Here is a 23,102-nt window from a genome sequence, read left to right on the forward strand (position 1 = left end):
GATCGTGTCTCGATGCGCACAAGCCAGGCTGGTCTGGCCTCACCCGGCAGGAAAGGTTGGCCAACACATCAATTATGTAATAACATAACAAAATTACCCGAACAGGAGATTCCCATGAAAAACGGCATTCATCCCGACTATCGCCAGATCATCTTCCACGACACCAGCGTCAACGAGTACTTCAAGATTGGCTCGACCATGACCTCGGACGAAACGATCGAGTGGGAAGACGGCAACACCTACCCGCTCGTTCATCTCGACATCTCCTCTGCTTCGCACCCGTTCTACACCGGGAAGCAGCGCGAGGTCGGCACCGAAGGCCGCGCCGCCCAGTTCAAGCGCCGCTTCGGCAGCATCGCTGCGCGTCGCCAGAGCTAAGCAGTATCTTCAGCCACCCCAGCCGATCTAGCCGCTGGGGTTGGTTTTGGTCTAGCGAGTGCCACTCGCTTTTACCCGTCCTGCCGCCGCACCAGGTGCTTCTGCATCCATAGAGCACTTAGGAACTGGCCGTTCTTGATCGCATAGTCCTCGAAGGTCCCAACGCGACGAAATCCGAATTTCTCATGCAGCGCTATGGAGCTTTCATTCGGTAAGGCAATACCTGCGACGGCGAGATTCAGCTCCTGTTCACTCAGACGGCTGAATAACGCTGAATAAAGTCGTGTACCGATACCGCGTCTTGCCCTGTCAGGAGCCAGGTAGATGGTGGTTTCCACCGTTTGGCAAAACGCCGAGGTCTTACGATAGGGTTGCGCACCCGCGAAGCCTTCGACCCGGCCCCCTTCCACCGCCACGAGCAGCTGATACCGTGAGTTCCTGGCGAATTGAGAAAACCACTCCCGCCTATCTTCCAGTGTCAGGGGCGACGTTTCGAATCGGGCATTGGTGTGCAGGATATAGTGATTGAAGATATCCGTGATGGCTGAGAGGTGGTGACTGTCGGCGTCGACGATCTGCATGGCGGCCATGCCTTGAACGGTCCCGTGGCCTACCTGAAGCTCGGAGGCAGGAGCGTCAATGAATAATATGAACACACAAAAACACCAAGGCCCGCGTTAGCGGGCCTTGGTGCTGGAAGCTCTATCGCCCTAAGGCGAAGAATCTACCGAAAGTCTTAGAGCGGCTTGATGTTAGCAGCCTGAAGACCTTTTTTGCCCTGAGTGACGTCGAAAGAAACTTCCTGACCGTCCTGCAGAGACTTGAAGCCGTCGGCTTGGATCTCGGAGAAGTGTGCGAACAGGTCGTCGCCACCGTCTGCCGGAGAAATGAAGCCAAAGCCTTTAGTGTCGTTGAACCACTTAACTGTGCCAGTTGCCATGTTACGAATTCCTTTAATGCGCTTAACGCTTAATTACGATTGCCGGGTGCTACCCGATATAGTGGGTAAAACAAGGGGATATAACCAGGCTACCGAATGATTCGAGTGCAACTGACAATATGCGACTTGCTAACCAACTAGGCCGTCAGTTTGCGCTCTCATCGTCACCCCGTCAACCCCTGTGTTCATCGGAAAGCGAGAAACTTTCCATCTCGGTCTACAGACCGAAATTTTCCCCACAGAGAGATCATAGCCTCTCTTCCCTCACTTCGCAGCCTGCACTCTCAAAAGTTCGGCTGCAAGGTGCGATTGACACGAGTGTAAGCCTCTCCCGCGCTAGCGCCGACCCGGCGACACCCCTCGCCACCTCTCTTTTTCAGACGCGATCAGTCTCTCCAGAAATCGCCTCGACCAACCCAAGAACCGCACTGGAGTAACTCTTGCGCCCGGTTCGGATGACGTAAACGATCGGCGGCGGCTCAGGAAACGCGGCCTTCATGATCTCCATCTCGGGCGTGATGTGGCGGCTATTCAAGAGTGTCACGCCCAACCCGGAGAGCACTGCCGACACGACACCAGCGATGCTCCCGCAGGTCATGACGGTAGTGAAACCCGGGGGGTGCGACTGCCCGACCTCCATCGCCCACTGACGGTAGAAACAGTCATCATCGAACGCAACGAGCGGTAACGGTCGACCCGTATCGAGCGTAAGATCCGGCGATTTCACCCAATGCAGCGGTTCCCGGGCAACCACCACATCCGAAGCTCGCTGACGATGCTCGAACAGCTGTAGAAAGCCGACATCAATCTCGCCCCGGTCGAGCTGACCTTCGATGGTCAGGCTCTGACTGACGCGCGTCTGTACCACAACCTCCGGATGACGCCGGGCGAATCTTCCCAGAATGCGTGACAGCCCGCCGCTGGTCGTATCTTCGGTGACACCGAGCCGGATTCGTCCGCTCAATGGCTCCGTCCCCAGGCTGACTATCGCCTCGTCATGCAGCTCCAGAATGCGGCGTGCGTAACGCAAGAGTTTTACGCCCTCGGGGGTCAACAATGGCGCTCCGGTGCGCCTCGCCAACAGCTCGCAACCCAGCGCCGTCTCGAGCCGCCGAATCTTGTGCGAGACGGCTGACTGCGTCAGCGCCAGGGAATGGGCACCCCGCGTGATGCCGCCCTGATCGACAACGGCCTGCAGTGCCTGCAACGCCCCCATTTCCAGTCTTGCACTCACTTGCGTCACTCCCAGAGACCGAGCCATACGCGAATCGCGTCAAGGTCAACATGACAAATATCGATCATCATCGTGAAATAACTCATTTGAGTCATGCTGCCAAGTCTCGCAAGCTCACCGAGACACCTCAAGCCGGAGCTGGAACATGAAACCCATTGCGATCGACAACGTATTGATCGACGGCAAACGTATCGCTCACGGCGCCTACGGCCAGGGCGACCCCATCGTGCTGCTGCATGGCACGCCCTCCTCTTCTCTCATCTGGCGTCATGTGATGCCCCGGCTGGTCGACGCCGGCTACCGCGTTCATCTCTTCGATCTGCTGGGTTATGGGCACTCCGAGCGCCCCTGGGACCCTTCGATCGACACCTCGATTTCCGCTCAGGTCCCGGTGCTGGAAAAGCTGATGGATCACTGGGGGCTGGAGACAGCGCATCTCGTCTCGCATGACTTCGGCGGGGGCATCGCCCAACGTTTCGGCATTTTCCAGCCCCATCGAGTGCGCTCGCTCATGCTCATCGACGTGGTGAGTTACGACAGCTACCCCTCGCCACGCACCCGCCAACAGATGGCTGCTGGGCTGGAAAGACTGATCAAGGTTCCCGATGACGAACACCGCGCCCACTTTCGCGAGTGGCTGCTGACCGCCGTTCATCACCAGAGCGCGCTGGAAGCTTCCGCGCTCGATATCTACCTCGACTTCATCAGCGGCCCGATCGGCCAGCCCAGCCTGTTCCAGCATCAGATACGCCACTACGACCCAAAGCATACGTTGGAAGTGGCTGAACGATTGCGCGAGCTGGGCAACCTGCCGGTCAAGCTGATCTGGGGTGCGGACGATGCCTGGCAGAGCGTGGATTACGCTCACCGCCTGAATACGGACATTCCGGGTTCGGAACTCACCGTTCTGGAGAACTGCGGCCATTTTTCACCCGAGGACCAACCGGACGCCATCGCCCAATTGGTGATCGAGTTCATCAACCGGCACTGATCGATATCGTCGTTTCGGCCAGCGCCTTGAGCGCCGCCAGATCACGGCGGACCCAATCGGCATCGCGCTGAAATGTCGCTTCATCCGCTGCTTCATCCATCAGAGGAAGACGAAAGAGCGTCAGTTGGACTTCCGCGCCATCGCCGTTGGCGATAATGCGCAGCGGCACATAGGCCTCCTGCCCGTCTTCCAGCTCGACCCAATGATCCATGACGCCGTAAGAGTTATGCGGCGTAAAGCGGATGACGACCGAGCCCTCCGGGCCCTGCGCCAACCAGCGTTCGCCCTGCCGGCTGAGTTGGGATTGGCTCAGCCCGGAAGCCCACAGAGGAAAAGCCTCCGGCCGCCAAAAGGCTTCATAGACAGACTGCCAGGGGCAATCGACGGTGAGACTGATCGTGACCGCGTCGTGCATGGCCTTAGCCTTCATATAGAGGAAGGATCACGATAGTCGCGTCGATGAGCGGACAGAATAGGGTATTCGTCGAGAGTCAGGCCAAGCCTAAGAATAAGCGACGGAGACCGAGGCAGGCCTACAAATAGCCTATATACCATTGATTATAGATCGTTTTTTCCTTAGTAAAGACGTGCTATATACCTTCTGGTATGCCAAGGGTTTCTGCTGGCGTGCCTCCTGAGAGGGGATGCCGTTGCCGCCCCGCTTATCGAATATGTCGCTGCTCCTGCCAAACCCGCTCGACCAGTTCAGGCGTACGAGCCTCTCTCGGTGCTTGCTAGACAAGTTTCAATGTAGGACAGCTCTTGATTGATCTCCTTGGCACGTTGATGTAGCGCAGTCAGTCTGTCCTGATGTTGCTTTTTAACGTTGTCGGGGGCTCTATCTAGCTTATCGATAGTACTAGCATATCTTGGAATTTTCGTATTGATGTCTTGGAGCAATCTCGTACATGATTCTTTTTTCTCCTCTGGAAAAAGTTGACACTCAAGCAGACGAATAGCATCGTAAATCTTAACGACTTCCATGCTTGTCTTCGAATGCACAAAGTTTAAATTGCCTTCGTCGAACGCATGATGCTCTTGATTTTGGCCACTCCAATTAATCAAATCACTTTTTATAAGATCAAAATTACTCGAATCATAGGCGAGTTCAGGCTCAACAAGTGCAAAGGTGGATTCCAAACTGATTGTCAGATAATTATCACGTTTTAATTGATGCTTTGAAAATTTAGCAGTTATAGAGATTTTGTTTTTCAGACAGTATTCAACAACTATGGACTCGAACCATATCCGGCAGTAAATTAAAGCTTGACGGATGTCGTAGACGTTCAATGCCCGATAAATCTTTTCTTGAAAGCCCCCCGCGTGATCGATCAATATCACACCTCTATTCGTATAACTCAAAACAAAACTGAAATATTGGTCGCATTGCGGATGCCGCTCTGAAATAATACAAAACCGTTCCCAAAACAACCTATCATGTGTAGTAACAATCATTTGAATATTTCCCAGATACGGATCTGAGAAAAAAAGATCGATAATATTCGAGCGATGTTCGCTATCGATTGCATTAACCACGTCATCAAAAACAATGAGGGGGAACTGGTTTTTTTCTGCCATAGCCAAGAGCAGTGACAAACCAAGGGCTCTCAAATGGCCTTCGCTCAAAACTGAAAAAGCATCGAAGTGTTCACCAATATTATCTACTATTTTTATCCTGTAACCATCCCTAGCTTTCTCGAAGAACAGAGAGTCAATCTGTTCATGACCATCATCATGGCGGTTGATGTCCTTATAGTATTCAGCAGCCTTCCCTTCAATACCAGCTATACGCGCCCTTTCGAGAGACACCTTATAATCCAGAAGGTCGTCATAAAGCCTTCCATACTCCGACTCCAGCTGGCTCACAAAAGAATTAAACCTAGTATTATCAACATTGCCGCCCTTCAAATCTTCATGTTGAATAAAACACGACTTGATGTTCTCGCCAGCTAATGAAAACTGTTCTTGCAGAGTTCTTTTCTCGGAAAACCTAGCCATTAATAAATCTAACTTTTCCTTTATACTTTCAACTTGCCTCTCAAGACGCAATGCTTGAGACTCAGACTCAGCTACATCCTTACACGCCTGGTGACAACACGCTATATATCTTACAATTTCATCACCGTCCCGCTCAATGAGCCTCAGAAACAATCTTATAACCTGTGATGCCGTTTCACGCCGCTCAGTGCTATCTTGAAACTTTTCGATAGCCAACTTAATTTCACCAAGGGCAATCTCACAGTTAATACCAAGAAAAGAATTCCGATTAATATCTGATATGCTGGATGCAATTTTGGAAGCGACCTGGACTATCCGCGTTTCATTACGCTTCTTGGACGCTTTGAGCTTTCTCAAATCATCCAAAGATTGAAGCTCGTTTCGCGCGTTCTCGAAAGGATTTTTAGAAACTTCGCTGAGGGATGTTAGGCAAGCAGGACAGACTTTATTACCTCCGATGTCCTCAACGGCTTGAATAGCAACATACAACGCTTGATAATTGACAGATTCAGCTTTTTCCACAAGTACAGCATCAATTAATGACTTCCTGTCTAACAAGCGCTGGACGATCCCTGCAGTGCGGAATACTCTTTTTTCTGAAATCGTGGCAGGAGTCTTTGACTGCCTTAACCGTTCAGCCTTACGAACCTTAATATCTGCCAACTTCTGTAATCGCCTAAATTTCCCTCGCACAGCATTCTGTTGATCAGGCACAAGGTCTAAGTTCTGACACACTAAGATATTGAGGTCAGATATCCTTAGAGCGATATCGCGTCGCTGCTCCATAAACCCAGCTATAGCCCTCTGCATTTCGGCAATTTTTTCCGTAGGTTCGGGCTTCAGGTAATGACCCAGCTTAAAACTCTCCGGCTTCACGAAACGTGATAGAACTTCTTGAAAACCCTCAAGGCCGAATAGGCTCGCAATCACGTCACCCTCTGCGCTGCGAGTGTCCTTAGAACCCAACAAAGAGAATTCTTGCAGGCGATTTCTATCAATAAAACATGAAGACCAGTTCAAACTACGAGAGACAATTTGTTTTTGTTCGTCCATTAAAACCAGACTATTTTTCATACCCCCTCTTGAAATATACTCCTTGATCCTGGTTTTCCGTCGATCAGCTTCTTTAATGTGCCCTGTAGTCGCCAACTCCAACGCTTCACATAGAGAGGACTTACCGCCACCATTCGGAGCATAAAAGATATTCTTTTTCTTGCCAAACCTAATAAACGTTCCCTCATCACCTCCATTCAGCTCTCCAAACCCCCTGAAATTTTTAACTTGGAGCGTAGAGAAAGCATTCAATCCAGAAGGAGCAACCCAATTCAACTCTGGTTTTTTATCAAGCACGCGCTTAACGCGCACTGCCATACGCTGATAATCCACATTAAGCAATTCATCAGTCATTGTCGTCAGGTAAGACTTTATATGATCTGAATATCGCCCCTTATCCTGATTTTCTTTATACATGCACCATAAAAGCGAGAGATATGCATCTGACTTTCCTAAAAGGTTTTGTTTTACGAAGCTCATCAGATACTGACTCATCCGACTCATCCTTTAATTTGGATTCTTACTTCTCAGCCCAGTTATAGGGGCGATCTAATGGCATTAAAATAGCTTTTAAATGGGCACACTGAAAACGAACATAATCACCGCTAAAACTTGAACCAGTGAGGCTTTGTCAAGCTTCATTAGGAATGCAATATGTATCAACGTGACACATTATGTTTCACTTCTCTACCCAATGGCTCCCGCCTTTAGTCGAGGAGGCTGCAAAATGCATCATTCCGCATCGCTTTTCCCTGCCTCAAATCGCCCCGCCGCCCCAGTGCTGGCGCGGCTTGGCGCACTCTGCAACGTTGCATCAGAATCGACCCATTTAGCGCGCAGGCGGGGCGGGGAGTCGACAGCGCGCGGCGGGGCTCGGCAGAACAAAAACCAGAGGATGGCCACAGGGGGCGATGACGCCTATTCGCTCGCCCTATAAGGGCCAAGGCTAGGGTAGGTGGAGGCAGTGCGTGAAGAGGTGCTATGAGAGGGAAGGCGGAATGGCTGAGAGCGCCCACTGCTTCATCGCCCTCCCCCCTTTCAGGCTGGTGTGCTCTCAGCCCATCGGAATGATCAAGATGGACGTGCGTCCTTCTCGTCTTTCTTTTCCCGGTTGACTGCTGGCGTCGTCGTTACAACCTGGCGCGCATCCTTGGAAGAAGGCGATAGGCGGTTATCGATATGGCTCAACACCATGAGCTGCACGACAAGGAAGCACACACAGAAAATCACGCCTTTAATCATTCGATTCATACCCAGTCATTGATAGTCGATCAGCGAAACTACCACATCGCTGGCCAGCCCCACTATTGCCTATTCGTAACCCAGCAGCGTGACGGCTCTGCAACGAGTTTGGCCCCTTATGCGCGTCCTGAATGGCGCTATCCGCCCTATGCCAGAGCGGTTTTGCTGACCAGCACCACGCCGAAAGCGATCAGCATCAGCAGCACCACTTTGCGGAAGGTATCGGCGTCCATCCGCTGACGTACGACGCCGCCGACCTTGGTGCCGACGTAGACGGGTATCAGCCCCAACAGCGAGATCCAGACCGATTCGACCGTCATGAGCCCCAGTTTTGCCAGGCCCACGGCCATGATCAGGCTCGAAAGGCTAAAGGAGATATTGATTGCCTGGATAAACCGCTTGGGATCAAGCCGGAGCGCGAGCAGGAACGGCAGCACCGGCATGACTTGAGATCCAGTCATGCCATTGACCAGTCCGGTGAGAAACCCGGACACCGGCGCGAGCTTTCGGCCCATGTCCTCCGACATCGGCTGGCCGGGGCGAAACAGCGTGAAAGCGCCGTAGCCGATCAGCACCACGCCGAGTATCGCGCCGGCGACGAGGCTATCGATCAGATCCAGCACGGCGAGGCCGATCAACAGGCCGGGAATGGTGGCAAGAAACATCGGCCAGAAGCGCCGCACCGTTTCGCCGAAGTGCCCTGCCTGTCTCATCACGATCGCATTGCTGACCAGCGAGGGAATGATCACCAGCGGCATCGCGAACTTTAGTCCCAGCCCAAGCGCGAGGATGGGTAGCGCGGATGTCGAGAACCCCAGGCCGGTCGCCCCTTTGACGAAGGCGGCCACCAGATAGGCACAGGCGATGATCAGAATCGTCTCGAAGGTCACGGGGTATCCATGCTGAAGGTGGGATCGTGCGGGAACTCGAGAGTGTGCGGCGCTCACCCCACGCTGACAAGATGACGAATGACTATCCGAAGCGTTGCATTACCGCATCGAGGGCCTCGGGCGTGTAGGCTTGCTATCCTCGTCAGCCATGCCAGCTCAAAGGAAGCCCCCGTGGAATTGAAAGAGATCGTCCGAGACCAGATGAACGAAGCCGCCGAGGTGCTTTCCCGCTTCAGCCAGGATGAAGCCCAGTTGGAAGCGGTCGCGCAGGCGGCGGAGCTATTGGCGGCACGCTTCAAAGCCGGTGGGAAGGTTCTCGCTTGCGGCAATGGCGGTTCACACTGCGACGCCATGCATTTCGCCGAAGAACTCACCGGGCGCTTTCGGGAGAACCGCCGGGGCTTGCCGGCCATCGCCATTTCCGATCCCAGCCACCTCTCCTGTGTCGCCAATGACTTCGGCTACGAGTATGTCTTCTCGCGCTATGTCGAAGCCGTAGGCCGGCAAGGAGACGTGCTGTTCGGCATTTCGACCTCGGGTAACTCCGAAACCATCATCAAGGCCGTCGAGACAGCCAGGGCCCAGAACATGAACGTCATACTGCTGACCGGCAAGGATGGCGGCAAATTGGCGGGGCTCGCCGACGTGGAAATTAGGGTTCCTCACTTCGGCTATGCCGACCGCATCCAAGAGATCCATATCAAGGTGATCCACTCGATCATTTTGATGGTGGAAAAACTGGTCGCGTGAGCTTTGAAGATCGTAATGCAGAGTGGGTACTGATGAGCCGAACAGCAGGCAACATTGGTGATGATGCGCGGTTCGGTAAGGCGGGATGGTTCGAGATCAATCGAAATGGCGCCCGAGGCAGGACTCGAACCTGCAACCCACGGCTTCGAAGGCCGTTGCTCTATCCAGTTGAGCCACTCGGGCGCACGGCGCAGACGATAACATTACCGGGGCCTCCGATGCGAGTGCAGCGGAGGCCCGGAATAGCGCCTAGTGCGCCATCATCTCTTCGGCGACCTCTTCACCGCTCAGCTTCAAGGGATAGTAGGTCGGCCAGTTGACGACTTCATCGAGCAGCGCGTCGCGATCGTCCCCCATATAGATGTGGTAGTGGTCTGCATGGGTGGGCGAAATGGCGTGGTCGCTGAACTGGGAGTACTGCGGGGCGTCGTCGTCGCCGCTTTCCCGCTCGAAGATATAGCGCACGCCACGATTGCCGGCTTCGTAGGTCAGTATCTCGTAGCCGTCGTAGGCGTACTCGCCGGTATGCGCTTCGCCGTCATCCAAAAAAGTGACCTTGTCGCCGTCGATGACGATACGGTTCACGTCGGTCCGATAGCCCTTTTCGTAATAGGCCTTGTACTCATCGGCGCTCTTGTCGCCGTGCTCGGCCTTGTGGGCGAAGACGTCATCGAGTGTGCCGTCCTGAAGATAGGGATAAACGGACTGCCACTCCCCATCCCAGTCGGAAAGCTTTCGATCTTCGACCTGGTCGTCGTCGAAGTAACCCGCATGGATATCGTTGTCGTGATCGTGGCTGTGTTCGTGGTCATGGCTGTGTTCATGGTCATGGCTGTGGCCGTGATCGTCATGCTCGTGGCTATGACCATGATCCTCGGCGAGGACGGTCTGGAAACTCCCCATGGTCAGCAAACCGACCGCCACGACACCCGCGCTCCGCACTGATAATAATTTCATGATCCGTATCTCTTTTTCTGAATGACGTGAAGACTGCACCGCCACCAATACAATACGTTATATCATAACATTTTATCAATCACTGCGAACGCTCAGGACAGCGTGAAACCGACGGCGCGGCCTGTCTGCCGCGACTCATCTGTCACTTCTCTATCGCTTCTTAGCCATCTCTCTATCGCTTCTTAGCCACCTCTCTATCACCTCTCTGCCAGTTCTCTATCACTGCGGGGCAGTCGGGTCGGGCCAGAACTCATCCGGCGGATGAGACGAAAAAGCCGCTCAGGCGTCGGTCGTTTCTAGGGCACGTCGGTCGAGCAGGCGCTGCATGGCGGCGCTGGGCTTCTCGATCTTGCGATAAAAGCGGCTCTCGGCGTAGCTCTGGTTGAAGGCATCGAAATAGTCGTCGAGCACGTCGGCGGCGTCGACATCGCCGGTCTTGCGCAGCAGTTCGGCGGCGACCTCGGCGGTACAGAGATGCGCAGCCGATGCCGGCTTGCGCAACCGATAGCGGGTCAGCCGGTCGGTATGCAGCGGCAGCACCGGCAGGCCATCCAGGTACGGGCTCTTGCGGAAGATACGCCGCGCCTGGCGCCAGGTGCCGTCGATCAGGATGAACACCGGAATGAAGCCATCCTGCTTGGCGCTGATCACTGCGCGCTCGTCGACCACGCGGTGTTGATAGTCCGGCTGGTCATCGGGGAAAACGACGAACGGCACGTAGCGCCGATCCGCCAGCAGCTCGAGCAGGCGTGCCTCCGGCTCGGTGCGATACCAGGTGAAGGTCTGGGTCTGCGGTAACACGTTGGCGATCAGGCGCCCGGTGTTGGTGGGCTTGTGATGTTCGTAGGAGTGCGTCAGCAGCCATACCTGGGCATCGCTCGTCGCCATGACCCGATAAGGGCACAGGCAGTTGAGCACCGGCAGGCGGCAGCCATCGCAACGTTCGACGAAGCTGCCCCGGGCCTTGAACTCGCGGCGCGGCGGGGTCGCATCATCGACGACCGCTTCGCGGCTGGCCTCGGCACTCGGAAACTCGGTCTCGCTCGGCGGCCGGGATTCGGTCGTCAGTTCGGCATCATCACGCATGGTTCGGCTGTCTCGCGCACAAAAAAGCGGGGCGCGCATTCTAGCACTTCGCCCCGCTTCTCCAGCGTCGGAATTAAGACAACATTCGTATCGATCTCAGCGGCTGACGCTCTCGCTCGCTTCTGCCGTCGTGCCCTTGGCGCGAACACCCCGCTGTTTCCAGTAACCCGCCAGCAGCGAACCGGAAACATTGTGCCAGACGGAGAACAGCGCCCCCGGCAGCGCGGCACCGGCGGTGAAAAACTGGTTGGCGAGCGAGACCGCGAGGCCGGAATTCTGCAGGCCGACCTCGAAAGCGATGGTACGAGCGGTGCGAATGTCGAAGCCCAGCGCGCGGCTCAGCCAGTAACCGGCAGTGAGCCCGATGCCGTTGTGGGCGATGACGGCGATCGCGACGATCGGCCCCAGCGTGGCCAGGTTGCCGGCATTGAGCGCGACGACGATGGCGATGATCAGCACGATGGCGGCCATGGCGAGCGTGGCCAGCGCCGATTCGATCTTGCGGATACGCGCGCCCAGCAGGTGATGCACGATCACGCCCAGCGCGATCGGCGCGATGACCAGCTTGGCGATGCTCACCAGCATGCCGAGAACCGGCACGTCGATGGTCTGGCCGACCAGCAGCCAGGTGATGAACGGCGTGGCGACGACCGAAATCACGGTGGAAACCATGGTCATCGACACGGAAAGCGCCACGTGGCCGCCGGCCAGCCAGGTCATCACGTTGGAAGAGGTGCCGCCCGCGGTGGCGCCGACCAGGATCATGCCGGTGGTCAGCTCCGGGCTGAGCTGTAGCACGCGAGACACCAGCAGCGCGGCAACGGGCATGATCAGAAACTGCAGCACGACGCCGACGGCGATCGGCTTGGGCGACTTGATCACCCGCGCGAAGTCTTCGCGGGTCAGCGTCAGGCCCATGGCAAACATGATCACCACCAGCAGGGTCGTGATATCCGCCTTCAGCCCGACGAAGAGCTGCGGCTCGAAAGCGGCGATGACGGCCAGCAAGACGGCCCAGACCGGGAACAACCGGTTGATGCGTTCAAACATGATGAAGTGTCCTAGCGATGAGTGGCGTGCCGGCTTGGCACACCTGGGCCGCTCGAGCGGCTCTGTTGGGGTCGATGCCGAGGCGATATCACGCCGACGCCGACCGGGCGCGCCATTTTGCCGCACCGGACGCCGCGACTAAATAGGCAAAAGGCCGCTAATGGTGCGAAACGCCCTGCCAGAGGAAACGCGTCGCCAGTTTGAGCGCCCAGTCAGTCACAACGCTCGGTCGGCCAAAACGCTCAGCCAGCAAAGTCACCCTGCGACTTCCAGCGCGCCACCAGCTCCGGCACGCCGCGACTGGCCGGTTCGGCGATGGGGCTCACCCCCGGCGGCGCCAGGTCCCGCGCGTGGGGGTCGACCAGCCAGCACGGCGCCTCGAACGGGGCCTGATCCAGCAGCATTGCGGCGGGCATGACCGCCAGCGAGGTACCGACGACCAGCAACGCATCGGCCTCGGCAACGATATCGCAGGCGTCGGCATAGCGCGGCACGGCCTCGCCGAACCAGACCACGTCCGGGCGCAGCTGGCTGCCCTTGTCGCATAGATCGCCGAGCGCGATGGTGCCATTCGTCGATGTCTCCTCCACCGGATAACGCAGGTTGGCGTCGGCGGAAGAACGCGCCAGCAGAATTTCACCATGCAGGTGCAACACCTCACGGGAACAGGCGCGCTCGTGCAGGTCGTCGATGTTCTGGGTGATCACGCTGACGCGAAACCCCGCGGCCTCCAGTTCGGCCAGCGCCCGATGCGCGGCGTTCGGCTGGGCCCGGCGGGTCTGCTCGCGGCGCTCGTCGTAGAAGCGCAACACACTCGCCGGATCCCGCGCCCAGGCTTCGGGCGTCGCGACATCCTCGACGCGGTGGTTTTCCCACAGGCCATCGCCATCGCGGAAGGTCTTGAGGCCGCTTTCGGCGCTGATGCCGGCACCGGTCAGCACGACCAGATGCGGGGAATCGATATCACTCATGGGCACAGGCTCATTCCGAGGGTTCATTCGCTGTCCCGAGGCTAGCCTTACTCAGCGCGGATGCCCAGCCCTCGTGTCCAGCGTCCTTGCCCAGCTCTCCTTGCCCAGCCCTTGTGTCCCGCCCACATGCCCAGACCTTGAGATCGCCCGCGTCAGCCCCGACAATAGCGCTCTACTCGACTTCCCTGGCCAATTCATGACCGCGCCGCTTACCCCAACCGAGCGCCTTGGTCCGCTGCCGGTCATCTATCGCGATGCGCGCCTGATCGCCGTGGCCAAGCCGCCCGGCATGCTGGTGCATCGTACGGCGCTGGCCCGCGGCGAAACCCGTTTCGTGATGCAGACGCTGCGCGATCAGATCGGCCAGCACGTCTATCCGGTGCACCGGCTGGACCGCCCCACCGGCGGCGTCCTGCTGTTCGCGCTGGACAGCGATGCCGCCGCTGCGCTGAGCCGGGCGTTCACCGAGCAGCAGATGACCAAGCGCTATCTGGCGGTGGTTCGCGGCTGGGGGCCGGAGACGGTCAGCGTCGATGCGCCGTTACGTGAGGAAGACGGCACTCGGCCCAAGGCAGAGATGCCGGCGCAAGCCGCACTGACCCATTTTCGGCGGCTGGCGACGGTGGAGCTTCCGGTGGCGGTTGATCGTTACCCGCACTCGCGCTATTCGCTGATGGAAGCGCGACCGAAGACGGGCCGGCGCCATCAGATTCGGCGTCACCTGGCCCACTGTGGGCACCCGATCATCAATGATGCCAAGCATGGCAAGGGCGTTCACAACCGCTACTTTCGCGATCATCTGGACTGCCCGCATCTGCTGCTCGCAGCGGTTTTCTTGCAATTTCGACACCCGTTCGAGGGCCGCACGCTGACATTGGAGGCAGCCCCCGACAATCATTTTTCCGCCCTGCTCACGCGGTTCGGCTGGCAGGCACATCTGACGCAGAACGGTGCCCGGTGGGAAGATGGCGCCAGCGCTGCTGAGGCTGCCGAACCGATCGACATCCCTTTATGATCGAGAGCCCATGACCGAATTGACCGAGACTCAAGACAACGACGATTACGACTTCCGCTTCGGTGGCATTCGCCGCCTCTACGGCACCCGCGCGGCCAACGCATTTCGTCGCGCGCATGTCGTGGTGATCGGCGTGGGCGGCGTAGGCAGCTGGAGCGCCGAGGCGCTGGCGCGCTCCGGCATCGGCAAGCTGACCCTGATCGATCTGGACGATGTCTGCGTCTCCAACGTCAACCGCCAGCTCCATGCGCTGGACGGCCAGTTCGGCAAGCCCAAGGTCGAGGTGCTGGCCGAACGCTGCCGCGCGATCTGGCCGGGGATCGAGATTCATGCCGACGCCGCTTTCATCACCCCGACCAATCTGGCCGAGCGGATTCCGGCCGACGCCGACCACGTGATCGACGCCATCGACCATGTCGGCGCCAAGGCCGCGCTGATCCACTACTGCAACCGGCGCAAGCTGCCGATCACGGTGACCGGCGGCGCCGGTGGTCAGAGCGATCCGACCCGCGTGCGCGTGGCCGATCTCACTCGCACCGAACACGACCCGCTGCTGGCCAAAGTGCGCTCGAAACTGCGCCGCGATTTCGGCTTCTCGCGCAATCCCAAGCGCCGCTTCGGCGTCGAGTGCGTCTATTCGGACGAGCAGCTAGTCTACCCCGGTGAAGACGGCGAAGTCTGCCTGCAGAAACCGGCCCCGGGTCAGGCCACAAGGCTCGACTGCGCCGCCGGCTTCGGTGCGGTCAGCGTGGTCACTGGCACTTTCGGCTTCGTCGCCGCCGGGCGCGTACTGACCCGGCTGGCCGAGAAAGCCAAACGCGCCGCCGAGGACATGGAAACATCGGCAGACAAAGAAGCGTCAGCCCCCACCCAGGAGATTTCTTGATGAGTGACCACCAAAAGCCGGTGCCGGGCATCTATCGTCACTACAAGGGCCAGCTCTACGAGGTGCTGGACGTGGCTCAGCACAGCGAGACCGAAGAGTGGCTGGTGATCTATCGCGCGCTCTACGGCGACTACGGCCTGTGGGTGCGCCCGCTCACCATGTTCTGCGAGCAGGTCAGCGTCAGCGACGAGCCGGTGGCGAGATTCGCGCTGGAGAAGGCGTTTCGCTGAACGCGGCTCAAGCGATGACGGTTTGCTGCAGGGCAGATTTTACGGCTGATCGATTCCCCGTATTCCCGTACAATGCGCTGCTTTCCAAACGACGGCCCGGCAATCCACGCGGTAGTAGCCACAACCTACACGGTGGTATCTCCAACAGGGCCGGCGAATCATTTCCCCGGGAGGAAGCATGAGCGTACGCGTCGGCGTGATCATGGGCTCGAAGTCGGACTGGTCGACTCTCTGCCATACCGTCGAGACCCTGGAAAAGCTGGGTATCGAGCATGAAACCAAGGTGGTCTCCGCTCACCGCACGCCGGATCTGCTGTTCGAGTACGCCGAGACCGCTGCCGACCGTGGGCTGGAAGTGATCATCGCCGGTGCCGGCGGTGCCGCCCATCTGCCGGGCATGTGCGCCGCCAAGACGCGGCTGCCGGTGCTCGGCGTGCCGGTGAAATCGAGCACGCTTTCCGGCGTCGATTCGCTGCTTTCCATCGTCCAGATGCCGGCCGGCATCCCCACCGCGACGCTGGCGATTGGCCGCGCCGGGGCGATCAACGCCGCCCTGCTGGCCGCCGCCATGCTGGCCAATCACGATGAGCGCATTCGTGAAGCGCTGGAAGCCTACCGCGCCGAACAGACGCGCAAGGTGCTCGACAACCCCGATCCTCGACCCGAAGACCAGGAGTGACCATGCGAATCGGCATCGTCGGTGGCGGCCAGCTCGGCCGCATGCTCGCCCAGGCCGGCGCACCGCTGGACCTGCGCTTTACCTTTCTCGATCCCGGCAGCGAGCCGTGTGCCGCCGCCCACGGCCAGCATCTGCAAGCCGACTGGCAGGATCCGGAGGCGCTAAATACGCTGACCGCGACCTGCGACGCGATCACTTTCGAATTCGAGAACGTGCCGGCCGAGGCGGTCGAACGACTGGCCGAACAGCGCCCGGCTTATCCGCCGGCGCAGGCGCTCGCCACGGCCCGGGACCGCTGGCTCGAGAAGTCGCTGTTCCGCTCGCTGGATATCGACGTGCCACCGATCGCCCGGATCGACAGCCAGGCGGATATCGACACCGCGGTGAGCGAGATCGGACTGCCGGTGGTGATCAAGACGCGCACCATGGGCTACGACGGCAAGGGCCAGAAAGTGCTGCGCGCGCCCGAGGAGGTCGCCGGGACGTTCGACGAACTGGGCGGCGTGCCGCTGATTCTCGAAGGCTTCATCGACTTCGACCACGAGATCTCGGTGATTGCCGTGCGGAGCCGCGACGGCGAGATCCGCCACTGGCCGGTGGTGCGCAACGAGCATCGTCAGGGCATTCTGCACTGCTCGGTGCCGCAGGTGTCTCATCCGCTGCAGGCGCAGGCGGAAGACTACGCCAGCCGGGTCATGAACGAGCTCGACTACGTCGGGGTGATGGCGTTCGAATTCTTCGTCACTGCCGCCGGCCTGCTCGCCAACGAGATCGCCCCGCGGGTGCACAACTCCGGCCACTGGAGCATCGAGGGCGCGGTGACCAGCCAGTTCGAGAATCACGTGCGAGCGATTGCCGGCCTGCCGCTGGGCGAGACCGACCGCTTGGCACCGTGCGCGATGCTCAACGTGATTGGCGCCTTCCCGGAACGCGATGCCGTGCTGGCGCTGCCCGGAACGCGCTGGCACGACTACGGCAAGGCGCCCCGCCCCGGCCGCAAGATTGGCCATATCACCGTGCTGGCCGCCGATGACGAAACGCTGAAGACCCGCATCGATGCGGTCGAACTGCTGCTCAAGAACGATCTGGGCTAAGTCAGAGATTTCGAGACGGTCGAGACGTCTAGTCTTCAAGACATAGCCACAGACAAGCGAAAGCCCCGATGTCAGTGAACCGACATCGGGGCTTTTCATTGACGGCAAGAGCGGTTGCGCAGTCGCCGACCGCTAGAGGGAATCTAGCGGATTACTCTTTTTCTGTCGTAAACATGTGCTTCTGCAGATAGTTCTGGATACCGACCTTGTCGATCAGGCCCAGCTCCGCTTCGAGCTTATCGATGTGCTCTTCTTCGTCGTCGAGGATCTTGATGAACAGATCGCGGCTGACGTAATCACGGACGGATTCACAGTAGGGAATCGCCTCCTGCAGATCGGCGCGAGCCTTGTGCTCGATCTTGAGATCGCTCTGCAGCATCTCCTGGCAGTTCTCGCCAATATTGAGCTTGCCCAGATCCTGCAGGTTGGGAATGCCTTCCAGGAACAGGATGCGCTCGATCAGCCTATCGGCGTGCTGCATCTCTTCGATCGACTCTTCGTACTCCCACTTCGCCAGCACGCTGAAGCCCCAGTCCTTGTACATCTTGCTGTGCAGAAAGTACTGGTTGATCGCGACCAGCTCGTTGCCGAGCACGGTGTTGAGATAGGAAATGACCTTGGCGTCGCCTTTCATTGTCGTGTTCTCCTCATTGCATCGAATAACCAGTATCTGGCGATGGGGAGGCACGCTTGGCCACGCACTCCCGCGTGAATCACGCTACCACAATTGGCAGTGTCGATCCGGTAGCGGCAGTATCCCTCAAGAGGAGAATAAATTACAACTATTACAGTAGGTTACGACAAGATCGCATCTGCAAGCGATTGACAGATGGGAACACGGTTGATAACGAATCGCGCTAGCGAGAAGGCGTCGGTCGGCAGGTAAAGAGGATGAATTGCTGCAGAATCAAAGGGAAACGTCTCCGCCAGAAAGGAGAGTCGAACTCAAACGGCGTAGGCGAGATCGAGATCCATCGCCATTTCCTGACTGATCGCCTCGCGCATGACGCTCTTGCCGGTGCAGGCGCACTTGCCGCACTGGCCGGCACAGCCGGTTGTCTCGCGAACTTCGCGCCAGCTGCGGGCGCCGTTGGAGACGGCATTTTCGATATCGCGGTCGGTGACCCCTACACAGAGACAGACGTACACGGGAGAGCCTCACTGGTAACTAGATAGCAAATGTAAATGATTCGCATAGGCAATTTCAACCCGGAATCAGAATCATCTCGCCTAAAGTATTCGCCAGTGGCTTAACGGAACCTGAACACACGTCGGGGACCTTTGACGCTCGGACACCAAAACGCCGCGCCCTTTCGGGTCGCGGCGTCCTGTGATTCGCTCTACTTACGATGTCTGTGGGAATCTGTTTTACGATCTGGCGAGCTAAAGCCAAACGAGGCGACAACGCTTGAGGAAGCGGAGTTTACATGGGGTTAAATGAGCATTCCGAAAGTGTTTTCAACAATGTTTGGCCGACGCGCAGCAGATCGTAGACAGGTTTTTAGCCGGTGCGGCGCAACAACCAGATGCCCAACAGATAACAGGCAGCGGTCGGCACCACCACCGCCAGCGAGGGCGAGAAGCCGAACAGCACGGATGCCGGTGCCAGCAGATCCTGCAGATACTTGAAGGTCAGCCCGACGATCACGCCGTAGAAGATACGGGTCCCGGCCGCCACCGTGCGCAGCGGGCCGAACACGAACGAGGCGGCCAGCAGCACCAGCCCGGCGAGCGTGACCGGCAGCAGGCTCTTCTGCCAGAAATAGAGCAGCGGCTGGGTCGCTTCCTGCCCCTGCGACTGCAGGTAGTCGGCATAGCGCCACAGGCTGGTCATCGGCTGGCTATCCAGCGGCCGCAGCAGTCGGTTGAGCTGCGCCGGGGTCAGTGCGGTGTCCCAGCTCTCGGTCGCCAGCGTTTCGGCACGTGTGCCGCCATCCTCGAAATGGGTGACCTCCACATCTTCCAGCGTCCAGCTGTCGCCGTCCCACACCGCGCGCGCCGCCTGGGTGGCGTCGATCAACGTCTGACCGTCGAAGTGATACCAGGTGACGTTGATCAGCGTGTCGTCGGCGCGAATCGTGCCAAAGCGATAGAAGTCGTCGCCCTCGCGCTGCCAGCCGCCGCGATGCGATAGCACCGCTTCCGAGCCTTCGGACTGCTCCAGCCGCCATGCCTCGGCCTGCTGCTCGGTGGCCGGGCCGACGAACTCCCCGATCGCCATGGTGACCAGAATCACCAGCACCAGCGGTTTGAGCACGCCCAGCAGAATCCGCCCCAGCGAGCGCCCGGCGGCGCGCATCACCGTCAGCTCGTTGCTGGACGCCATCGACCCCAGCCCCACCAGCGCGCCGATCAGAACCGCCACCGGCGCGTATTCGTAGAACCTCCAGGGCAGCCGCATGATCAGGTAGATCAGCACGTCCAGCGCGGTGTAATCGCCGGAGACATCGCCCAGATCGTTGATGTAGGAGATCACCAGATCCAGCCCCAGCACCATGACCTGGACGACGAGCATTGCCCCCAGCACGCTGCGGGCGATGTAACGGTCGAGACGATCGATCAGCATCAGCGGCCTCCCCGCTTCTGGTCGCGGCGCAGCAGCAACAGACCGAGCACCAGATAGACCGCGTGAATGGGCCACATGCCGATGGTCGCCGGCAGGCTACCCCGCCCGATCGCATCCTGCGCCGCCAGCAGCAGGCTGAGATAACTGACATGCAGAAAGATCGCCGGCAACAGCTTGGCGAAGCGGCCCTGGCGCGGGTTGACTCGCGACAGCGGCAGCGCCAGCAGCGTCAGAATGGGGATCATCAACGGCATCGAGAGGCGCCACTGCAGTTGCGCCATGGCCTCGTCGTCACCGTCGGCGATCAGCGCGGGCGTGGTCATCAGCTCGCTGTCCTGGTCGGTTTCGGTCGTCTCGTCGGTGGCCAGGCGCACGCCGTAGCTGCCGAATTCCAGTTTCTCGGCCACCGGGCTGCCGGGATCGATGCTGTAACGCTCGCCGTTTCCGAGTACCAGATAGCGGCTGCCGGTCTCGGGATCGGTGGTTTGATAGCCGCTCTCGGCGCGGGTCACGACCTGCTTCGGCGAGCCATCACCGCCGCCCTGGTGCTCGCTGATGAACACGCCCTCCATGCGGGAGCCGTCAGCGCTGAGCGACCGCGTGTAGGCGGTGCGGTCGTTGCCAAAATCCTGAAAACGTCCGGGCGAGAGCAGCGAAAAATCCAGCCGGCTCTTCTGCTCGTCGATCAGGCGTTCATTGTGAGCCGCCCCGGTCGGCGTCAGCCACAGGCTGCAAAGCCCGACCAGCACGGCGATGAAAGCGGCCGGCAGCAACGTGACCTTTAAGAGCCGGTTGGGGCTGATACCGCAGGCGACCAGCACCGTAATCTCGCTGTTGAGATAGAGCTGACCGTAGGCCAGCAGGATCGCCAGAAAGAACGACAGCGGCAGCACCAGCTCGAGAAAGCTGGGCATGTGGAACAGCATCAGCGTGCCCAGCGCACTGAGCGGCAGTTCGCCCTGGGCCGCATCGGTGAAGTAGCGGATGAAACGGCTGCCCATGATCACCAGCAGCAGCACGCCGGCCACCGCCGACATCGTCAGCAGTATCTCGCGGGTCAAATAGCGGAATACGATCAATCTCAACTCCTGGCAACATCCACAGCTGATTGGCTTCCTGCCGCGGTCTGCTTCGACGGCCGCCCCCGGGCGACCGAAACCGCTTCGTCGTTGCGTCCAAGGATTCCCGCTGTCGAAGCGGCTTGTGCAACGCGCTTCAGCTTTGCGTAAACTGGCCGAATCGATGGCCTTTCGTTGGCGGCAGCGAGCTCGGGCCTTCGAGCGCAAACTCGATATCGACTCAGGCGCCCATCGTCATTGCCGCGCGAATCTATTTCGGCGCCATTATCCTGAATCATCACTCGCTTGTCTTGTTACCGACAGGCTTGTCCGCTCAATCGTTCATTGGAGACGACATGGAATTTTCCGTACTGACCGTCAACCCGGCCAAGGTCGAGACAGCCTGTCTAGTCGTACCGCTGTTTCAGGATGGCGACCTGCTGTCCGCCGCCGCCAAGCTGGATGACGCCAGCGAACGCTTGATCGCGCAACTCGTCGAACGCGGCGATTTCACCCCGGAGCTGGCCAATGTTCAGCTGATTCCGTTCGCGCCGGGTCTCGCCGCCGAGCGGCTGTTGCTGGTCGGTCTCGGCAAGCGCGAAACGTTCAATGAAGGCGCTCTGCGCAAATCGCTCGACGCCGCCTTTACCGCACTGGCCAAGCTGCCGGTCGACAGCGCTGCCGTGGCCTTCGACGATGCCGAGGTCGAGGATCGCGATACCGCCTGGAAAGCGCAGATGACGCTGGAGTCGGCAACCCGCGCGGTCTATCGCTTTACCCAGTGCAAGTCGACCTCACCGGCGGCGCCCCAGCTCGACAGGATCGAACTGCTGGTGGGCGATGCCAATCAGGCGGACAACGCCAAGGCCGGCGCCCGCATCGGCGCCGCCCTGGGTGACGGCGTCAATCTCGCCCGCACGTTGGGCAACCTGCCCGGCAATATCTGCACGCCGACCTATCTCGCCAATCAGGCCGAGACCCTGGCCGCGAAATCCGCCGGCTCGCTGGAAGTCGAGATTCTCGACGAGGCCGAACTGGAATCGCTGGGCGCGCACTCGCTGCTGGCCGTGGGTCGTGGTAGCGCCGAGCCGTCCAAGCTGATCGTGATGAAGTATCAGGGCGCCGACGATACCGAAGAGTCGCCTCACGTTCTGGTCGGCAAGGGCATCACCTTCGACACCGGCGGGATCTCGCTCAAGGCGGGCGCCGGCATGGACGAGATGAAATTCGACATGTGCGGCGCCGCCAGCGTGTTCGGCACCATGAAGAGTCTCATCGCCCTGAAACCGAAGCTCAACGTGGTGGCGATCGTCGCCAGCGCCGAGAACATGCCGGATGGCCGCGCGATCAAGCCCGGCGACATCGTCACCACGCTCAAGGGGCTGACGGTCGAGATCCTCAATACCGATGCCGAAGGTCGTCTGGTGCTGTGCGACGCGCTGACCTACGCCGAGCGTTTCGACCCGGCCAGCGTCGTCGATATCGCCACCCTGACCGGCGCCTGCATGATCGCGCTGGGCGATCACGCCAGCGGGCTGTTCTCCAACGATGACGATCTGGCGCTGGATCTGCTCGAAGCCGGCGAAGCGTCCTGGGATCGCGCCTGGCACATGCCGCTGTGGGACGACTATCAGCAGCAGCTGGATTCCAACTTCGCTGACCTCGCCAATATCGGCGGACGCCCGGCGGGTGCCATCACCGCCGCGTGCTTTCTGTCACGCTTCGCCGACAAGTACCCGTGGGCGCATCTCGATATCGCCGGCACCGGCTGGGACAGCGGCAAGCAGAAAGGCGCCAGCGGCCGCCCGGTGGGTCTGCTGACGCGTTATCTGCTGGACCGCGAAAGCGAGCTGGTGGTCACGCAGGAGACCTGATGGTCCATCAGCAAGAGCGCCGCTGCCCTCTTCGCAGCCAACGCTTTGCATGCTAATTTAAATAATCCGCTGCCCGTCGCTGCGACGGGCGGCTCCCAACCGAAGTCACCGACCGCCTGGCGCTCCACGAGTCGTCAGGCATCATGGACTTTCAGGAGAA

The 23,102-nt window shown here is 59.0% G+C and carries 24 protein-coding genes and 1 tRNA gene; 9 read left to right on the top strand and 16 right to left on the bottom strand.

Annotation, left to right across the window (positions count from 1 at the left end):
* The first annotated feature begins 114 nt into the window (after positions 1–114).
* The gene (locus BTW08_RS11485; protein ID WP_075562664.1) at positions 115–378 is read left to right on the top strand and encodes a type B 50S ribosomal protein L31; all 264 of its coding nucleotides are present in this window, start codon (positions 115–117) and stop codon (positions 376–378) included.
* Positions 379–449: 71 nt separating this feature from the next.
* Here BTW08_RS11485 and BTW08_RS11490 read toward each other — a convergent pair whose 3' ends face one another.
* The 3 genes from BTW08_RS11490 to BTW08_RS11500 all read right to left on the bottom strand — a co-directional run bounded on the left by BTW08_RS11490 (position 450) and on the right by BTW08_RS11500 (position 2,552).
* Positions 450–968, bottom strand: coding sequence for a GNAT family N-acetyltransferase (locus BTW08_RS11490; RefSeq protein WP_210403240.1), 519 nt, complete (start codon positions 966–968; stop codon positions 450–452).
* 146 nt (positions 969–1,114) lie between these two features.
* Complete coding sequence (locus tag BTW08_RS11495; protein ID WP_071229947.1) at positions 1,115–1,318, bottom strand: cold-shock protein; 204 nt, start codon at positions 1,316–1,318, stop codon at positions 1,115–1,117.
* A gap of 376 nt (positions 1,319–1,694) precedes the next feature.
* Positions 1,695–2,552 (bottom strand): LysR family transcriptional regulator, encoded by an 858-nt coding sequence (locus tag BTW08_RS11500; protein ID WP_210403241.1) that lies wholly within the window; start codon positions 2,550–2,552, stop codon positions 1,695–1,697.
* A gap of 145 nt (positions 2,553–2,697) precedes the next feature.
* Between BTW08_RS11500 and BTW08_RS11505 the strand changes: the two genes are divergently transcribed.
* Positions 2,698–3,543, top strand: a complete 846-nt coding sequence (locus BTW08_RS11505; RefSeq protein WP_075562666.1) for an alpha/beta hydrolase — start codon at positions 2,698–2,700, stop codon at positions 3,541–3,543.
* Here the strand turns inward: BTW08_RS11505 and BTW08_RS11510 are convergent.
* The 4 genes from BTW08_RS11510 to BTW08_RS11520 all read right to left on the bottom strand — a co-directional run bounded on the left by BTW08_RS11510 (position 3,530) and on the right by BTW08_RS11520 (position 8,726).
* Entirely contained in the window at positions 3,530–3,958 is a 429-nt protein-coding gene (locus BTW08_RS11510; RefSeq protein ID WP_075562667.1) for a polyketide cyclase, read from the bottom strand. The genes BTW08_RS11505 and BTW08_RS11510 overlap by 14 nt on opposite strands.
* 290 nt (positions 3,959–4,248) lie before the next feature.
* Positions 4,249–7,089 carry an AAA family ATPase gene (locus BTW08_RS11515; RefSeq protein ID WP_075562668.1) on the bottom strand — a complete coding sequence of 947 codons (2,841 nt, stop codon included), beginning with the start codon at positions 7,087–7,089 and terminating at the stop codon, positions 4,249–4,251.
* Positions 7,090–7,665: 576 nt separating this feature from the next.
* Entirely contained in the window at positions 7,666–7,845 is a 180-nt protein-coding gene (locus BTW08_RS18970) for a hypothetical protein (RefSeq protein ID WP_139313640.1), read from the bottom strand.
* A gap of 137 nt (positions 7,846–7,982) precedes the next feature.
* The gene (locus BTW08_RS11520; RefSeq protein WP_083627833.1) at positions 7,983–8,726 is read right to left on the bottom strand and encodes a sulfite exporter TauE/SafE family protein; all 744 of its coding nucleotides are present in this window, start codon (positions 8,724–8,726) and stop codon (positions 7,983–7,985) included.
* 78 nt (positions 8,727–8,804) lie between these two features.
* Here BTW08_RS11520 and lpcA point away from each other — a divergent pair, with 78 nt between their 5' ends.
* Positions 8,805–9,476: a D-sedoheptulose 7-phosphate isomerase gene (gene lpcA / locus BTW08_RS11525; RefSeq protein ID WP_083627834.1), complete on the top strand. Its 672-nt coding sequence runs from the start codon at positions 8,805–8,807 to the stop codon at positions 9,474–9,476.
* A gap of 106 nt (positions 9,477–9,582) precedes the next feature.
* Here the strand turns inward: lpcA and BTW08_RS11530 are convergent.
* From BTW08_RS11530 to BTW08_RS11550, 5 genes are all read right to left on the bottom strand, one after another.
* Positions 9,583–9,659 (bottom strand) — tRNA-Arg (locus BTW08_RS11530).
* 66 nt (positions 9,660–9,725) lie between these two features.
* On the bottom strand, positions 9,726–10,433 hold the full coding sequence (locus tag BTW08_RS11535) for a metal-binding protein ZinT (protein ID WP_075562671.1): 708 nt from the start codon (positions 10,431–10,433) through the stop codon (positions 9,726–9,728).
* A 279-nt stretch (positions 10,434–10,712) separates the two neighbouring features.
* Positions 10,713–11,519 carry a tRNA-uridine aminocarboxypropyltransferase gene (locus tag BTW08_RS11540; protein WP_075562672.1) on the bottom strand — a complete coding sequence of 269 codons (807 nt, stop codon included), beginning with the start codon at positions 11,517–11,519 and terminating at the stop codon, positions 10,713–10,715.
* 96 nt (positions 11,520–11,615) lie between these two features.
* Positions 11,616–12,569 (bottom strand): bile acid:sodium symporter family protein, encoded by a 954-nt coding sequence (locus BTW08_RS11545; RefSeq protein ID WP_075562673.1) that lies wholly within the window; start codon positions 12,567–12,569, stop codon positions 11,616–11,618.
* Positions 12,570–12,811: 242 nt separating this feature from the next.
* Positions 12,812–13,540, bottom strand: a complete 729-nt coding sequence (locus BTW08_RS11550; protein WP_075562674.1) for an NAD-dependent deacylase — start codon at positions 13,538–13,540, stop codon at positions 12,812–12,814.
* A 196-nt stretch (positions 13,541–13,736) separates the two neighbouring features.
* Between BTW08_RS11550 and BTW08_RS11555 the strand changes: the two genes are divergently transcribed.
* The 5 genes from BTW08_RS11555 to BTW08_RS11575 all read left to right on the top strand — a co-directional run bounded on the left by BTW08_RS11555 (position 13,737) and on the right by BTW08_RS11575 (position 17,444).
* Positions 13,737–14,555: a pseudouridine synthase gene (locus BTW08_RS11555; RefSeq protein ID WP_075562675.1), complete on the top strand. Its 819-nt coding sequence runs from the start codon at positions 13,737–13,739 to the stop codon at positions 14,553–14,555.
* A gap of 10 nt (positions 14,556–14,565) precedes the next feature.
* The gene (tcdA, locus tag BTW08_RS11560) at positions 14,566–15,441 is read left to right on the top strand and encodes a tRNA cyclic N6-threonylcarbamoyladenosine(37) synthase TcdA (RefSeq protein WP_075562676.1); all 876 of its coding nucleotides are present in this window, start codon (positions 14,566–14,568) and stop codon (positions 15,439–15,441) included.
* A complete protein-coding gene (locus BTW08_RS11565; protein ID WP_075562677.1) occupies positions 15,441–15,671 on the top strand; it encodes a DUF1653 domain-containing protein in 231 nt (76 codons plus the stop codon). The genes tcdA and BTW08_RS11565 overlap by 1 nt, the downstream gene beginning before the upstream one ends.
* A 178-nt stretch (positions 15,672–15,849) precedes the next feature.
* Entirely contained in the window at positions 15,850–16,350 is a 501-nt protein-coding gene (gene purE / locus BTW08_RS11570) for a 5-(carboxyamino)imidazole ribonucleotide mutase (RefSeq protein WP_075562678.1), read from the top strand.
* Positions 16,351–16,352: 2 nt separating this feature from the next.
* On the top strand, positions 16,353–17,444 hold the full coding sequence (locus BTW08_RS11575) for a 5-(carboxyamino)imidazole ribonucleotide synthase (protein ID WP_075562679.1): 1,092 nt from the start codon (positions 16,353–16,355) through the stop codon (positions 17,442–17,444).
* Between the two features lie 151 nt (positions 17,445–17,595).
* On the opposite strand, the gene bfr is transcribed toward BTW08_RS11575, so the two are convergent.
* From bfr to lptF, 4 genes are all read right to left on the bottom strand, one after another.
* Positions 17,596–18,078: a bacterioferritin gene (bfr, locus tag BTW08_RS11580; protein ID WP_075562680.1), complete on the bottom strand. Its 483-nt coding sequence runs from the start codon at positions 18,076–18,078 to the stop codon at positions 17,596–17,598.
* A 311-nt stretch (positions 18,079–18,389) separates the two neighbouring features.
* The gene (locus BTW08_RS11585) at positions 18,390–18,593 is read right to left on the bottom strand and encodes a (2Fe-2S)-binding protein (RefSeq protein WP_075562681.1); all 204 of its coding nucleotides are present in this window, start codon (positions 18,591–18,593) and stop codon (positions 18,390–18,392) included.
* Between the two features lie 352 nt (positions 18,594–18,945).
* Positions 18,946–20,010 (bottom strand): LPS export ABC transporter permease LptG, encoded by a 1,065-nt coding sequence (gene lptG / locus BTW08_RS11590; protein ID WP_075562682.1) that lies wholly within the window; start codon positions 20,008–20,010, stop codon positions 18,946–18,948.
* Positions 20,010–21,089 carry an LPS export ABC transporter permease LptF gene (gene lptF, locus BTW08_RS11595; protein ID WP_075562683.1) on the bottom strand — a complete coding sequence of 360 codons (1,080 nt, stop codon included), beginning with the start codon at positions 21,087–21,089 and terminating at the stop codon, positions 20,010–20,012. Before lptF ends, lptG begins: the two co-directional genes overlap by 1 nt.
* A gap of 335 nt (positions 21,090–21,424) precedes the next feature.
* Between lptF and BTW08_RS11600 the strand changes: the two genes are divergently transcribed.
* On the top strand, positions 21,425–22,942 hold the full coding sequence (locus BTW08_RS11600; protein WP_075562684.1) for a leucyl aminopeptidase: 1,518 nt from the start codon (positions 21,425–21,427) through the stop codon (positions 22,940–22,942).
* Positions 22,943–23,102 lie beyond the last annotated feature (160 nt).

The organism is Salinicola sp. MH3R3-1 (genome assembly GCF_001937155.1).
GTDB classification, from domain to species: domain Bacteria; phylum Pseudomonadota; class Gammaproteobacteria; order Pseudomonadales; family Halomonadaceae; genus Salinicola; species Salinicola halophyticus.

What these genes read in the sequence shown, in the direction of transcription:
- BTW08_RS11485 (WP_075562664.1), top strand. Translation starts at nt 115, where the DNA reads ATGAAAAACGGCATTCATCCCGACTATCGCCAGATCATCTTCCACGAC.
- BTW08_RS11490 (WP_210403240.1), bottom strand. Translation starts at nt 968, where the DNA reads ATGGCCGCCATGCAGATCGTCGACGCCGACAGTCACCACCTCTCAGCC.
- BTW08_RS11495 (WP_071229947.1), bottom strand. Translation starts at nt 1,318, where the DNA reads ATGGCAACTGGCACAGTTAAGTGGTTCAACGACACTAAAGGCTTTGGC.
- BTW08_RS11505 (WP_075562666.1), top strand. Translation starts at nt 2,698, where the DNA reads ATGAAACCCATTGCGATCGACAACGTATTGATCGACGGCAAACGTATC.
- BTW08_RS11510 (WP_075562667.1), bottom strand. Translation starts at nt 3,958, where the DNA reads ATGCACGACGCGGTCACGATCAGTCTCACCGTCGATTGCCCCTGGCAG.
- BTW08_RS11515 (WP_075562668.1), bottom strand. Translation starts at nt 7,089, where the DNA reads ATGAGTCAGTATCTGATGAGCTTCGTAAAACAAAACCTTTTAGGAAAG.
- BTW08_RS18970 (WP_139313640.1), bottom strand. Translation starts at nt 7,845, where the DNA reads ATGAATCGAATGATTAAAGGCGTGATTTTCTGTGTGTGCTTCCTTGTC.
- lpcA (WP_083627834.1), top strand. Translation starts at nt 8,805, where the DNA reads ATGACTATCCGAAGCGTTGCATTACCGCATCGAGGGCCTCGGGCGTGT.
- BTW08_RS11535 (WP_075562671.1), bottom strand. Translation starts at nt 10,433, where the DNA reads ATGAAATTATTATCAGTGCGGAGCGCGGGTGTCGTGGCGGTCGGTTTG.
- BTW08_RS11540 (WP_075562672.1), bottom strand. Translation starts at nt 11,519, where the DNA reads ATGCGTGATGATGCCGAACTGACGACCGAATCCCGGCCGCCGAGCGAG.
- BTW08_RS11545 (WP_075562673.1), bottom strand. Translation starts at nt 12,569, where the DNA reads ATGTTTGAACGCATCAACCGGTTGTTCCCGGTCTGGGCCGTCTTGCTG.
- BTW08_RS11550 (WP_075562674.1), bottom strand. Translation starts at nt 13,540, where the DNA reads ATGAGTGATATCGATTCCCCGCATCTGGTCGTGCTGACCGGTGCCGGC.
- BTW08_RS11555 (WP_075562675.1), top strand. Translation starts at nt 13,737, where the DNA reads ATGACCGCGCCGCTTACCCCAACCGAGCGCCTTGGTCCGCTGCCGGTC.
- tcdA (WP_075562676.1), top strand. Translation starts at nt 14,566, where the DNA reads ATGACCGAATTGACCGAGACTCAAGACAACGACGATTACGACTTCCGC.
- BTW08_RS11565 (WP_075562677.1), top strand. Translation starts at nt 15,441, where the DNA reads ATGAGTGACCACCAAAAGCCGGTGCCGGGCATCTATCGTCACTACAAG.
- purE (WP_075562678.1), top strand. Translation starts at nt 15,850, where the DNA reads ATGAGCGTACGCGTCGGCGTGATCATGGGCTCGAAGTCGGACTGGTCG.
- BTW08_RS11575 (WP_075562679.1), top strand. Translation starts at nt 16,353, where the DNA reads ATGCGAATCGGCATCGTCGGTGGCGGCCAGCTCGGCCGCATGCTCGCC.
- bfr (WP_075562680.1), bottom strand. Translation starts at nt 18,078, where the DNA reads ATGAAAGGCGACGCCAAGGTCATTTCCTATCTCAACACCGTGCTCGGC.
- lptG (WP_075562682.1), bottom strand. Translation starts at nt 20,010, where the DNA reads ATGCTGATCGATCGTCTCGACCGTTACATCGCCCGCAGCGTGCTGGGG.
- BTW08_RS11600 (WP_075562684.1), top strand. Translation starts at nt 21,425, where the DNA reads ATGGAATTTTCCGTACTGACCGTCAACCCGGCCAAGGTCGAGACAGCC.